This window comes from Desulfitobacterium dehalogenans ATCC 51507 (assembly GCF_000243155.2).
Taxonomy (GTDB): domain Bacteria; phylum Bacillota; class Desulfitobacteriia; order Desulfitobacteriales; family Desulfitobacteriaceae; genus Desulfitobacterium; species Desulfitobacterium dehalogenans.
This window is the reverse complement of sequence record NC_018017.1, coordinates 2,893,637-2,906,077: the sequence shown is the minus strand read 5'-3', so window position 1 is coordinate 2,906,077 and position 12,441 is coordinate 2,893,637. Positions and strand designations below refer to the sequence as shown.

Annotated in this window: 12 protein-coding genes; all 12 read left to right on the top strand. The window is 47.5% G+C overall.

Going from position 1 to position 12,441, the window contains the following annotated elements; all coding sequences use genetic code 11:
• Positions 1–189: 189 nt before the first annotated feature.
• The 12 genes from DESDE_RS14025 to DESDE_RS13970 all read left to right on the top strand — a co-directional run bounded on the left by DESDE_RS14025 (position 190) and on the right by DESDE_RS13970 (position 12,380).
• Entirely contained in the window at positions 190–570 is a 381-nt protein-coding gene (locus DESDE_RS14025; RefSeq protein WP_014794676.1) for a metal-dependent transcriptional regulator, read from the top strand.
• 228 nt (positions 571–798) lie between these two features.
• The gene (locus tag DESDE_RS14020; RefSeq protein ID WP_014794675.1) at positions 799–2,037 is read left to right on the top strand and encodes an acyl-CoA dehydrogenase family protein; all 1,239 of its coding nucleotides are present in this window, start codon (positions 799–801) and stop codon (positions 2,035–2,037) included.
• A gap of 84 nt (positions 2,038–2,121) precedes the next feature.
• On the top strand, positions 2,122–3,873 hold the full coding sequence (locus tag DESDE_RS14015; protein WP_014794674.1) for a long-chain-fatty-acid--CoA ligase: 1,752 nt from the start codon (positions 2,122–2,124) through the stop codon (positions 3,871–3,873).
• A gap of 24 nt (positions 3,874–3,897) precedes the next feature.
• Positions 3,898–5,058, top strand: a complete 1,161-nt coding sequence (locus DESDE_RS14010) for a 2-hydroxyacyl-CoA dehydratase subunit D (protein WP_014794673.1) — start codon at positions 3,898–3,900, stop codon at positions 5,056–5,058.
• Entirely contained in the window at positions 5,055–6,284 is a 1,230-nt protein-coding gene (locus DESDE_RS14005) for a 2-hydroxyacyl-CoA dehydratase subunit D (RefSeq protein ID WP_014794672.1), read from the top strand. Before DESDE_RS14010 ends, DESDE_RS14005 begins: the two co-directional genes overlap by 4 nt.
• 25 nt (positions 6,285–6,309) lie before the next feature.
• Positions 6,310–7,095 (top strand): acyl-CoA dehydratase activase, encoded by a 786-nt coding sequence (locus tag DESDE_RS14000; protein ID WP_014794671.1) that lies wholly within the window; start codon positions 6,310–6,312, stop codon positions 7,093–7,095.
• Positions 7,096–7,120: 25 nt separating this feature from the next.
• On the top strand, positions 7,121–7,351 hold the full coding sequence (locus DESDE_RS13995) for a hypothetical protein (protein ID WP_014794670.1): 231 nt from the start codon (positions 7,121–7,123) through the stop codon (positions 7,349–7,351).
• A gap of 71 nt (positions 7,352–7,422) precedes the next feature.
• On the top strand, positions 7,423–8,388 hold the full coding sequence (gene xerD, locus DESDE_RS13990; RefSeq protein WP_014794669.1) for a site-specific tyrosine recombinase XerD: 966 nt from the start codon (positions 7,423–7,425) through the stop codon (positions 8,386–8,388).
• Positions 8,389–8,411: 23 nt separating this feature from the next.
• A complete protein-coding gene (locus DESDE_RS13985) occupies positions 8,412–9,578 on the top strand; it encodes a phosphopentomutase (RefSeq protein ID WP_014794668.1) in 1,167 nt (388 codons plus the stop codon).
• A 41-nt stretch (positions 9,579–9,619) separates the two neighbouring features.
• Positions 9,620–10,453, top strand: coding sequence for a purine-nucleoside phosphorylase (locus DESDE_RS13980; protein WP_014794667.1), 834 nt, complete (start codon positions 9,620–9,622; stop codon positions 10,451–10,453).
• A 90-nt stretch (positions 10,454–10,543) separates the two neighbouring features.
• Positions 10,544–11,836 carry a pyrimidine-nucleoside phosphorylase gene (locus tag DESDE_RS13975; RefSeq protein WP_014794666.1) on the top strand — a complete coding sequence of 431 codons (1,293 nt, stop codon included), beginning with the start codon at positions 10,544–10,546 and terminating at the stop codon, positions 11,834–11,836.
• A gap of 67 nt (positions 11,837–11,903) precedes the next feature.
• A complete protein-coding gene (locus DESDE_RS13970) occupies positions 11,904–12,380 on the top strand; it encodes a CoA-binding protein (RefSeq protein ID WP_014794665.1) in 477 nt (158 codons plus the stop codon).
• Positions 12,381–12,441: the final 61 nt, after the last annotated feature.

Sequence of the window (12,441 nt, the reverse complement as noted above, 5' to 3'; positions counted from 1 at the left end):
GCCGCCGCTGTATATCAGTCAGCGGCTTTTTTTCACAAAGTGGACTGAATTTTGCTTGTGCAAAGGTCCCGCCGACTCTTTAGCAAAGTTTGACAGCGAACGATTGATTTTTCCGCTTAATTATACTATGCTTTTATAGAGTCGTATTATAGGAAGCTTGTATAAATAATGTAAAAAGGAGCTATAGCCATGAGTATTCAAGAATCCGGCGAGATGTATCTCGAGACTATTTATATACTTCAGAAGAAAAAAGGCGATATTCGCTCCATTGATATTGCCAATGAGCTTGGTTATACAAAGCCGAGTATAAGTCGTGCGGTAGGAATTCTTAAGAAGAATGACTATATCGAAGTAGATTCTTCCGGTGTTATTACCTTGACCGATGAGGGAGAGAGGATTGCCTCCCATATCTATGAACGTCATGATATCATCACCCGATATCTGGTCTATTTAGGTGTGGATAAGGAGACCGCAGCACAAGATGCTTGCCGTGTGGAGCACGTCATTAGTCAGGCTACCTTTGAGAAAATGAAAGAAGAGTATCACAGACGAATGAAAGAACAGAGCTAGAATAGAGTGCTATGTATGGAATAGAGGGCTGTTGCAAAATGAACTGTAAAGTTCGTTGAGCAACAGCCTTTTTTGCTCCGGGCTATTCGATATTCGGGATTTAATTCGCTAAAATAAGTATTCTTTTCTAAATTTAAGAAGGGTATTGACGTACATATCTGCCAGTGTCAGAATATTCATAATAATAGACAAATGAATGACTATTCACTTTAGAAAAGGAGAGAGAGTATGTTTGATTTCCTCTTGACCCCGGGACAAAAACTCCTCCAAGAAGAGGCGGCAAGGTTTGTCAAAGAAAAGGTGCCAAAACAGCTTATCCTGGATATGGATGAAGAAAAGGTAACCTATCCAAAAGAATACCTAATGGATTTAGGTCAAGCAAAACTTCTGGGCTTGCGCTTTGCTGAACAGTATAGTGGACGAGGCTTGCAATGGGTGGATGAAGTTTCAGTTCTCGAAGAGATCGGGGTTTTGGGTACGAGCTTGGCCTGTCTCTACTCCTTACCTTCCATCGTCGGAGAAGCGATTAATCATTTCGGCTCGGAGGTACTGAAGAACCGTTACTTAAAGCCCACTTTAGAAGGAAAACTTTACACCGCCGAAGCTTTGACTGAGCCTAGGGGAGGATCGGATTTTTTCGGAGCGACCACTTTAGCCCGGCGTGAAGGGGATTTTTATATTCTCAATGGGCAAAAGCGCTTTGTAGTGGGAGCAGAGGGTGCTGACTACTTCATGGTTTACGCCAAGACCGATCCGGAAGGACCCGCCCATCAGAGTATTAGCGCCTTTATCGTAGACCGTGGCCCTGGAGTGGAAGTGGAACATATCTATGGCTTAATGGGAACCCGCGGAGGTGGCGCAGGCCGTGTGGTTTTCAAGGATGTAAAAGTTCCCGCAGAAAACCTTCTCGGTGTGGAAAACGGGGCAGCAGATATCTTTTATCAGATGATGATCCCCGAACGATTAACCAGCGCTGCAGGAGCTTTGGGGATGGCCCGGGCTGCTCTGGAAGTAGCTTCGGATTATAGCACCAAGCGCAAAGCCTTTGGCAGAAAAATTAAAGATTTTCAAGGAGTCAATTTCAAAGTGGCTGATTCAATCACCCGCTTGGATGCCGCCCGCGCTTTGGTCTACGCTACCGCCCGGGCAGTGGACTCAGGTGTACCGGGGAATGTGGCGCGCCGTCTGGTCTCAGAGGCGAAAAAGTTCGCAACGGACTCGGCTTGGGCTGTGGTGAATGATGCCATGCAAATCATGGGAGGGATTGGTTACACTAATATATTCCCCATCGAGCGGTTGCTGCGGGATATCCGCCTTATCATGATTTGGACCGGTACCAATGAAGTAATGAATCTTATTATTCAACATGAGTATTACAAAGAGCGTCGAGAGAATTTACAGCCCCACCGATCCTTAGAAGAGGATGCAGTGAATGCCCATTTGACAGAGGAAAAAGTATATGAGTAGCAATCTGTAACTATATAGAAGTTAGGGTCCGGGGATTAAGGGTTAGAGAGTAAGAACCATATTAATGGAGTTGGGAGGTATATCATGAGTCAGGAAAACAAAATGTCTGAATTTCCCTGGAGAGCTCAATACGACCAACAGGTTCCCCATCAGCTAAACTACCCTGAAGAGACTGTGGATGCGTTGTTCCGAAAGAGCGTGAAGAAGAATTCCAAAGATATTGCCCTAATTTATTTTAATAAAAAGATGAAATACGAAGATTTGGGTGATAAAGTTGAACGATTGGCCGGTTCTCTGCAAAAGCTGGGTATTAATCCGGGGGATCGGGTTGCCCTTTTACTGGCCAATTGTCCTCAATATGTTATTTCTTATTATGCTATTCTTAGCATTGGCGGGGTGGTTGTTCCTGTTAACCCCCTCAGCACTGAATCGGAATTATTGCATATCTTTCGGGATGCTCAGGTCAAAGTAGTCATTTGTCTGGACCTTTTGGCAGAGCGGCTGGAAAATGTGAGAGACATTTGCCACAACGCCGGAGAAACCCATTTGTTGTCGCATACCTTCTATACAGCCCTCAATGAGTACATGCCTTTTCCTCTGAAATTCCTGTATCCATTCACACGGAAGTTGTCTCCAGGAGGTAAAGCCCGCCTAAAAGTGGCTAAGAAGTTTAAGGATTTGCTGAATCAGAGCAATAGTCCTGAAATAAAGGAACATCTATCGCAAAAGGTTGATGTCCGGAAGGATGTTGCGGTCCTTATCTACACCGGCGGAACCACCGGACGTCCCAAAGGAGTTATGCTTTCTCATTATGGCTTGCTTACGAATGCTTACCAGGCTATAGCCTGGGTTGAAATGGACAGTAAGGATCGTTTGGTTACGGTTCTTCCGGCCTTTCATGGGTTTGGCATGTCTGTATGCATGAATGCTCCTCTGTTCTCAGGGGCTTCTACGATTTTGATTCCGCGCTTTGAAGCGAAGGATGTACTAAAAGCCATTCACAAACATAAGCCCACTTATTTTGCCGGAGTTCCTACGATGTATATAGGTATGATTAATTATCCCCAATTAAAACGCTATAGCCTTTCCTCCTTAATCGGGTGCTTTGTAGGAGCAGCGGCCTTGGCTCCCGAAGTAAAAAGAAGCTTCGAAGAGCTTACCGGAGCCCGGCTTATGGAGGGTTACGGTCTCACAGAAGGGGTCAATGCCCTATGCTGTAATCCTCTGCGGGGTGAAAATCGAACTGGCAGCATCGGCTTCCCCTTTTCGGATGTAAACTTTAAAATCCGGGATATCGACACAGGTGAAGAGGATCTGGCCCCCGGCGAATCTGGGGAGCTGGTTATTCAGTGTCCGGATTTAATGCTTGGCTATTATAACCGGCCGGAAGAAACAGCCTATGCGTTAAGGAATGGCTGGCTGTACACCGGGGATATTGCTACCATGGATGAGGATGGCTATTTTTATCTCGTGGACCGTAAAAAGGATATGATCATCACCGGAGGGTTCAATGTCTATCCGCGGGAAGTGGAGGATGTGCTCTATGAACACCCGGCTGTTAGGGAAGCCTGCGTTATTGGGATCAAGGACGGCTACAGCGGGGAAAAGGTGGTGGCTTTTGTCAGCCTTAAAGATGGGGCTGCAGCTACAGAACAAGATATCATCGCCTTTTGCCGTAAACACCTTGTTCCCTATAAAGTCCCTAAAACCGTAGAGTTCCGTACCGATTTACCCAAAACTGCTATTGGTAAGATTCTGCGCCGGGCATTACGGGACACTCCCCCTGCAGAAGGGGAAGGGGAGAAGAGTTCCAAGGAAGTGGCATCGACCAGATAATTTGAAAGATAGGAGGATGCCCAGATGTTGGAATGGAGTATGTCTGAAGAGAAAAGGGATTCTCTAAACTGGCTTTTAGAGGAATCCGCCCTTAAAGGCTTGAGACGCGGGACTCGCTACCCTAATCATCGTTTTTTCGGAATACTGTGTTCCTATTTTCCGGAAGAACTGATTATAGCCTTTGGCCTTGAGCCCCTGCGTCTTTTGCCGGATTCCACCAATCGGACCCCTGCGGAGCTACCCACATTTTCCTGCTCATTAGCCCGGGGGGTATTGGATATGGAATTGCAAGGTCAATGGGAGGATCTGCTGGGGGTTGGCTTCGTCCACACCTGCGATACCATGCAGTGTCTAAGCGGCATTTGGGAATTCGCCGGTAAACAAAAAACCGTGAACATGGTTCCCCCAGTTATGCTTAAAGCACCTGGGGCTAATCAATATTATCAGGAAGAGGCCAAGGGGGCCTGGGAGCAATTGAAAGAGCTGAGCGGTCATGAGCCCACAGAGGAGGAACTGCGGGAAGCCATCCGCTTATGCCGGCGCATAAGGGAAAAGGTTAGTGAGGTGGAGGAACTGCGGGGGAAATTACCCTCCCCTTTGACGGCGGCCCTCCTGCAGGCCGGACAGCTCATGCCCAAGACAATCTATGAAGAGGCCCTGGCAGAAGTGCTGCCTGAACTCCATGCAAGAGCGGAAGAGTCCTCTTCAAGAGCACGCCTCATGATTACGGGGGCCGTTCTTGAAAACGATCATTTATATGCGATGATCGAGGATTTAGGGGGAAGAGTAGTAGTGGATGACACCTGTACGGGTTACCGCCACTACTCCGGCCCCCTACTGGAGGACTCGGATAACCCCTGGTATGATCTGGTGAAGCGTTATGAGGATATGCCTCCCTGTCCCTGCAAGAACCAAAGTCTTAACGCCCGTCTGGAGTATTTGGAGAATTTAGCCTCCCAGCGGCAGGTGGAAGGAGCGGTGCTGGTCATACGCAAATATTGCGAACCCCACGCCTGGGATGCAGTCCCTTTGGCGGAGACCCTCCAAAGCCAGGGAATTCGCACTTTGGTCCTTGAATTAGAGGGAGCGGATGTAGGGGGACAGGAGAGGACCCGGCTTCAGGCGTTTTTGGAGAGTATTCTCGAGAATCGGTCTTCAATCTCGGAGGGGAGGGCGCAAAAATGACCCAGAAAGCACAGAAACGAAATTATCGCCCTCTGCGGAGTACGGATACTCTGAAAAGGACCATGAAGCGCTACTATCTTTTAACGGGATATCACCGCTATTGGGGTAAGCCTGTGGGCCGCAAGATTGCCTGGGTGACCAGCGGGGCTCCCATCGAAATTTTGCGTGCTTTTAAGATCCATCCGGCCTACCCGGAGCAATATGCCGCTATTTACAGCACCAATAAGGCCACGGCCCAGTTATGTCAGGTGGCAGAAGCTGCAGGCTATTCCCAGGATCTGTGCTCCTATGCCCGCTCCAATATCGGTGGAGTTTTACGGCCTGATCTGGCCCCTATGGGAGGAATGCCCAAACCCGATCTCCTGGTGGCCTGCAATAATATCTGTGGTACGGTATTAAAGTGGTATGAGGCTCTGGCCCGGCATTTTGAAGTTCCTTTGCTGGTGCTGGATACCCCTTACCTAACAGCGGAGATGACGGACCAAACGAAGAATTATGTCTTGGAGCAGCTCAAGGGAATGATCGTGGAGCTGGAGCGTATTACAGGCAGGGCATTGGATGAAAAAGAACTGGAAAACCAGATGAAGCTCAGCCGGGAAACCACCGATCTATGGAAAGAAGCCCGTAGAGCCTGTCAATCCCGTCCCTCCCCCCTGAATGCCCCCGATCTCTTTATCCATATGGCCCCCATCGTGGTGATGAGGGGAACCAAAGCTGGACGGGATTATTATCAACTATTTTGTGACGAGGTCAAAGAGCGGGCGGGCCTCTCCCAGGGTGCTGTGGAAAATGAGCGGATTCGTCTGGTCTGGGATAATATTGCGATTTGGCCCAAAGTATTTAGTTTTAATAAGATGTTTACGGAACGGGGAGCATGCTTTGTGACTGATACTTACAGTGGGGGATGGGCCATGGATCAAGCACCGGGAACCCCCCTGGAAAGTTTGGCCGTCACGTATACGGAGGTTTTCCTGAACCGCTCTCCGGAGTTTCGTACTAAGCAACTTGTAAAGCTCATTCAAGATTATCAGGCTGACGGCTTCGTGATGCACTCCAATCGCTCTTGCAAGCCCTATTCTTTGGTCCAGGAGGTTATTCGCAGAAGGGTCATGAAGGAGACGGGTGTTCCGGGATTAATGATCGAGGCCGATATGGCTGATCCCCGGGCCTATGCTGAAGAACCCATCCGCAATCGTGTTCAGGCATTTTTGGAGACGTTTGATTGAGGTGGGCAAAGGAAAGAGGGAAGGTATGGCCAAGATTTATGTAGGGGTCGATATCGGCTCCCTGACGGTGAAAGTCGTTCTTATAGACCAGGAATTGGAGATTATTGCTTATGACACGGCCCGGGCCGGGTATAGTGGACGGGAAGTGGCGACTCAGATGGTGGCTAAGCTACTCTCGGAGTCGGGACTTGGCCAGGGGGATGTAGAGGGGACGGTTGCTACCGGATACGGGAGGATTACTTTTCCTGCCGACCGGGAAGTGTCGGAAATCACCTGCCAAGCCCGGGGAATTCATCATCTTTTCCCCACTGCCCGAACTATTATTGATATCGGGGGACAGGACAGTAAAGTCATTCAATTGCTGCCTAATGGCAAAGTCGTGGATTTTGCCATGAATGATAAATGTGCAGCAGGAACAGGACGCTTTCTCGAAGTCATGGCCTCAGCTTTGGAGATTAGTTTGCATGAAATAGGAAGTCTTTCGGAAAAATCTCAGAATCCCACGGCCATATCCTCCTTTTGTACGGTCTTTGCGGAATCGGAAGTGATTACTCATGTATCGGCGGGAAGGCCGAAAGAAGATATTCTAGCCGGGGTCTGTGAATCCGTAGCCAGCCGTGTGGCATCCTTAGCACAGCGGATTGGCTTATTGCCGGATATTGTGTTTACCGGTGGGGTAGCCCGCAATCAAGGGGTATTGGCTGCACTCCGTCGGCAATTGAATCATCCTCTGCTGGTGTATAGTGAACCTTCTATTACTGCTGCTTTAGGAGCAGCCTTAATGGCATCAAGACAATCCTCTACTGCATAAGTTTTAGGGATTGGGGGTCGAAGTTATGCAGAGAGGTAAAAACTGGCCGGAGTTTTTCTTAACTATCGTACGGATCCTTCTCTTAATGATGTTGCTGGCAGTTATGCTACCCAAGCTGGTCACAGTATGCAGTCTCATCATCACATCTCATGGGGATAAAGATGAGAAGCCCAGCGGTAATCCTATGCGGGTTGAAGAGGAAGGCAGTATTTGGAGCGAATTTGTTATACAGCTCTTTCCCGATATAAAAAGATAGAGATTCTCCGGTTCAAACCGCAGGAAAACCTTTCCCTCTTGTAGAATTTTCTAAGCTAGGGAGGGATTGCTGTGGTTCAAACAGAAGCTTGGATTAAAAAATATTTGACATACCTTAATGTAGAACGAGGACTTTCCCCAAATACCCGAATCAGCTATGAGCGCGATCTGAAGAAATTCACAGCATTTCTTCAACAACGCGGGAAAAACTTTATATCTTGTGATGGAAATGACCTTTTCTTATTTCTTCTCCAGGAGAAGAATCAGGGGAGGTCTGCTCGCACATTGGCACGGCACCTCGCAACCCTGCGAGGTTTCTTTTCTTTCCTCCTAGGAGAGGAGATGCGGGAGGATGACCCTACTGAGTACCTAACCACTCCGAAGCTTGAGCAGCATCTGCCTCATGTTCTGTCTGAAGACTCCATTTATAAGCTTATGGGCGAAGGAGGAGAACCGGACAAAGGACGGGATAAGAATGGAAAGAGTAATGAAAGAACCGGAACTACTGACTCCCAGGGGAAGGATAAAGGACTATTGATGCGTAATATTGCTATGATTGAGGTACTCTATGGTTGTGGTTTACGTGTCTCCGAATTGGTGGGCTTAAAGGTTTCGGATATCATCTTTGAGACAAGAACCTTGCGTTGCCGGGGAAAGGGGAACAAAGAGCGGATTGTACCGATAGGAGAATACGCTCTTGAGGTTTTGCAGGATTATCTGGATCATTATCGGGAGGAGCTGAAGGGCAAGAATAAAACGGAAATTCTCTTCCTTAATTCCCGAGGTACGGCTCTGACCCGGCAAGGGGTCTGGGATATCCTCAAAAAATGGGCGCAAGACCATGGCGTCAAGGAAACTATCTATCCACATAAATTCAGACATAGTTTTGCTACCCATCTCTTGGATCATGGAGCAGATTTGCGATCCGTCCAGGAAATGCTGGGGCATGCAGATATTTCAACGACCCAAATTTATACCCACCTTTCCCGTCAAAGACTTCTGGAAGTATTCCGTAGAGCTCACCCTCGGGCCGATTAATGAAATAAAGGAGGAATTACTTTTTGAAACGAGTCATCTTAATTGTTTTAGATAGCGTTGGCATAGGCGAAATGCCGGATGCCCATGAATACGGAGATATGGGGAGCAATACCTTAGGCAATATTGCCAAGGCCCGTGGAGGCCTTCATTTGCCTCATCTTCAGGAATTAGGCCTGGGTAATATTGCGCCTATCCAAGGGGTGAGTCCCAAGGCAAGCCCTAAAGGCGGGTATGGAAAAATGGCGGAAAGATCCCCGGGTAAGGATACCACCACGGGACATTGGGAAATAGCCGGCGTGGTATTGGAAAGAGCCTTCCCTACTTTTCCCCAGGGCTTTCCGGAAGATTTTATCCGAGCCTTCGAAAAGCGCATCGGTCGCCAAGTTATAGGTAATGAAGTGGCTTCCGGCACAGAGATTATTCAGAGGCTGGGACAGGAACATGTCCAAACAGGGAAACCTATCGTCTATACTTCTGCAGATTCAGTGTTTCAGATCGCAGCCCATGAAGAGGTGATCCCTTTAGAGAAGTTGTATGGAATCTGTGAGATAGCCCGTGAAATGCTGGATGGGGATTTAAGAGTAGGCCGAGTCATAGCCCGCCCCTTTTTAGGCAGCGAAGGAAACTTCTACCGGACCACCAATCGTCATGACTATGCCATTGAGCCGCCCCACAAAATCCTTCTGGATGTGGTAAAAGAAAAAGGACTTCATGTCATGGCTGTGGGAAAAATCAAAGACATTTACGCAGGTCATGGGGTCACAGACCATGTTCCCAGCAAAGGGAATAAAGATGGAGTGGATAAGACCTTAGCCTTTATCAAAGAGAAGAAGCCGGGTTTCATCATGACCAATCTGGTGGATTTTGATATGCTTTATGGTCATCGCAATGATGTGGAAAATTATGCTAAGGCCCTAGAGGAGTTTGATGGGAGATTGCCGGAAATCCTTGATTTGCTTGAAGAGGAGGATATCCTGTTCATCACCGCAGACCATGGTTGTGATCCCACCACGGAAAGTACGGACCATTCCCGGGAGTATGTCCCCTTACTGGTCTACGGAAAAAAGGTTATACCCGGAACGAATCTAGGGATCCGTCCCTCCTTTGCCGATTTGGGAGCTACCATTGCCGATTATTTAGGGACGGAAGCTCTGCATAATGGTCAGAGCTTTCTTAAAGAATTAATCTGAAATGAACTCATTCAAAAAAAGCTGACAAGGAGAAGATAACTATGATACGTGAGCAAGAATTTATGGACAAACTCAGTGAAACCCGGCGGTATATTATTGAAAAAATAAATATGGAACCCCAAATGGGGATTATCCTGGGCTCAGGATTAGGTGGTTTTGTGGAACTGATTGAAGATAAGGTGTCTATTCCTTATCAGGAGATTCCGAACTTCCCGGTTTCCACCGTTGAGGGGCATAAAGGACAATTGGTGTTTGGAAAAGTCTTGGGTAAACCTGTTGTAGCCATGCAAGGGCGCTTTCACTTCTATGAAGGGTACCCCATGCAGGAAGTGACTTTTCCCGTTCGGGTCATGCAGGTTTTGGGAGTATCCGGACTGATTGTAACGAATGCTGCCGGCGGAATTAACCCTGCTTATCGCCCAGGGGATCTGGTTTTGCTCAAGGACCATATCAATATGATGGGAGACAATCCCCTTCGCGGAGCCAATCTCAGTAACCTGGGGCCTCGTTTTCCCGACTTAAGTGAAGGTTATGATCTTGAATGGCGGCAAAAGGCTCTGACAATAGCCCGGGAGGTAGGTATCTATCCCCAGGAAGGGATCTACGCCGCTATGAGCGGTCCCAGCTATGAAAGCCCGGCTGAGATTCGTTTTCTTCGCACAGTAGGAGCCGATCTTGTGGGAATGAGCACCGTCCCCGAGGTTATCGTGGCCAACCACGGAGGAATGCGGGTTCTTGGCATTTCCTGTGTTACAAACATGGCCGCCGGAATCCTTTCCCAGCGCCTTAGCCATGCGGAGGTCATGGAGACTGCCGAGCGTATCGAGAAGCAGTTTGTACGGTTTGTGCAGGCTTTGGTTAAGGGGCTGGCGTAATCATTAGGCATTGTTTGAGGTAGGGTGCGGGTCACTTCCGTGTGATCCCCGAAAAATGAGGAGAGTAAAAAGAACTTAGGGGGCAAAGCAATGCGGGTAGTTGATATAATTAACAAAAAAAAGATAGGTCACGCCTTGACCCAAGAAGAAATAGAGCATTTCGTACAAGGTTATGTAAAGGGTGAGATTCCCGACTATCAGATATCTGCTCTTTATATGGCCATTTACTTTCAAGGGATGAATGATGAGGAAATCGCCAACTTGACCATGGCCTATGTGAACTCTGGCGAGACCATCGACTTATCCGGTATCGATGGAGTAAAAGTAGATAAGCATTCAACTGGGGGAGTGGGGGATAAGATAAGCCTAATCGTCATTCCCCTGGTTGCTTCATTAGGAATCCCTGTGGCTAAAATGAGTGGAAGAGGGTTAGGTCATACCGGCGGTACCATTGATAAACTTGAAGCGATACAAGGATTCAGAACTGCCTTAAGTACGGAGGAGTTTATCGCCAATGTGAATAACCACGGAATGGCGGTAGTGGGTCAAACAGCAAACTTAACCCCTGCCGACAAACTTACCTATGCCTTAAGAGATGTTACAGGAACCGTGGATAGTATTCCGCTCATAGCAAGTTCAATCATGAGTAAAAAGATTGCCTCTGGGGCAGATGCCATAGTTCTTGATGTTAAAGTAGGTTCGGGGGCTTTCATGAAATCCCTCGAGGAAGCCAAAAAACTTGCAGAGTGCATGGTGCAAATAGGGAAGTCATTAAAGAGAAGGACCATCGCTATAATTACAGATATGAATCAGCCTCTTGGACATGAAGTAGGGAATGCCAATGAGATAAGAGAGGTTATCGATGTTCTAGGCGGAAAAGGAGCTGAGGACGAAACAACTGTTGCTTTGACGATTGCCGCTTATATGGCTATTGCCAGTGGAAAATATCATGATTTCCAGTCAACTTATGGGGAGCTTCTGCAAGTTATTGCCTCAGGTAAGGCCATAGAGAAATTAAAGGAGCTTATCTCAATTCAAGGAGGAAATCCACAAATTGTCCATGAGCCGTGGCAACTACCGCAAGCGAAACATCATATAGAAATCCTCTCAACCCATGCGGGATATGTAAGCTATATTGACGCTGAATACATTGGGCTTGTTGCTATGCAGTTAGGGGCAGGAAGAAAGAAGAAGGACGACCCCATTGATTATGCAGCAGGGGTAACTCTTTTGAAGAAGGTCGGAGATTATGTTGACCTTAATGAACCACTATGTATTCTTCATACCAACCTTGATCATGTGGAAACGAATGTTTTAAAGGCCTATGCATTTCAAGATAGCAAGCCTGCCCCGATGGAATACATTCATGAGATCATAAAATAGTCTAAGAGTCATAGGATGAGCTGCTTTCACGTAATCTTTTAGTACCTAAAGTTAGGAGTGACTACAGATGCGTGAAAAGAAAGTGTATTCCCTGGCAGGGGAGACCACAACAGCTCATCGTTACGCTGTGGTGGGCAATGCAGACCGCTTTCTAAAACATAAACATGCCTATAAGGCTTGGGAGACCTTGAAGCTATTCGGCTGTGTCGTTCATCCCGTGGCTGAAGATTTGCCGCGCTTGGAAGGTTTTAAGGTCTATTCACGACTGTCGGCTTTGCAGGATAAGGTGGATGTGGTGGTTCCCTGTTTGAAAGCGGAATTGATTCCTGATATTATCAGTCAGGCTCAGGAATGTGGGGCCCAATTCGTTTGGTTTCAAGAACGCAACTGGACTGAAGAGTTTCAGGAACAAGCGGATGCGGCGGGAATTAAGGTGATTCAAGGCTGTATTTTGAAACATAAAATTTACCCCAAACTCTTTGGCTACCTACACCCTTGCTACTGGCATGGGTTACACTCTCCTAAGGCCCCTAAACGTCGTTAGGGACAGAGGGATAGGATTACAGAATACAAGAATAGTGTACAAAAAACGTTCTCCAGATAAT

What these genes read in the sequence shown, in the direction of transcription:
- DESDE_RS14025 (WP_014794676.1), top strand. Translation starts at nt 190, where the DNA reads ATGAGTATTCAAGAATCCGGCGAGATGTATCTCGAGACTATTTATATA.
- DESDE_RS14020 (WP_014794675.1), top strand. Translation starts at nt 799, where the DNA reads ATGTTTGATTTCCTCTTGACCCCGGGACAAAAACTCCTCCAAGAAGAG.
- DESDE_RS14015 (WP_014794674.1), top strand. Translation starts at nt 2,122, where the DNA reads ATGAGTCAGGAAAACAAAATGTCTGAATTTCCCTGGAGAGCTCAATAC.
- DESDE_RS14010 (WP_014794673.1), top strand. Translation starts at nt 3,898, where the DNA reads ATGTTGGAATGGAGTATGTCTGAAGAGAAAAGGGATTCTCTAAACTGG.
- DESDE_RS14005 (WP_014794672.1), top strand. Translation starts at nt 5,055, where the DNA reads ATGACCCAGAAAGCACAGAAACGAAATTATCGCCCTCTGCGGAGTACG.
- DESDE_RS14000 (WP_014794671.1), top strand. Translation starts at nt 6,310, where the DNA reads ATGGCCAAGATTTATGTAGGGGTCGATATCGGCTCCCTGACGGTGAAA.
- DESDE_RS13995 (WP_014794670.1), top strand. Translation starts at nt 7,121, where the DNA reads ATGCAGAGAGGTAAAAACTGGCCGGAGTTTTTCTTAACTATCGTACGG.
- DESDE_RS13980 (WP_014794667.1), top strand. Translation starts at nt 9,620, where the DNA reads ATGATACGTGAGCAAGAATTTATGGACAAACTCAGTGAAACCCGGCGG.
- DESDE_RS13975 (WP_014794666.1), top strand. Translation starts at nt 10,544, where the DNA reads ATGCGGGTAGTTGATATAATTAACAAAAAAAAGATAGGTCACGCCTTG.
- DESDE_RS13970 (WP_014794665.1), top strand. Translation starts at nt 11,904, where the DNA reads ATGCGTGAAAAGAAAGTGTATTCCCTGGCAGGGGAGACCACAACAGCT.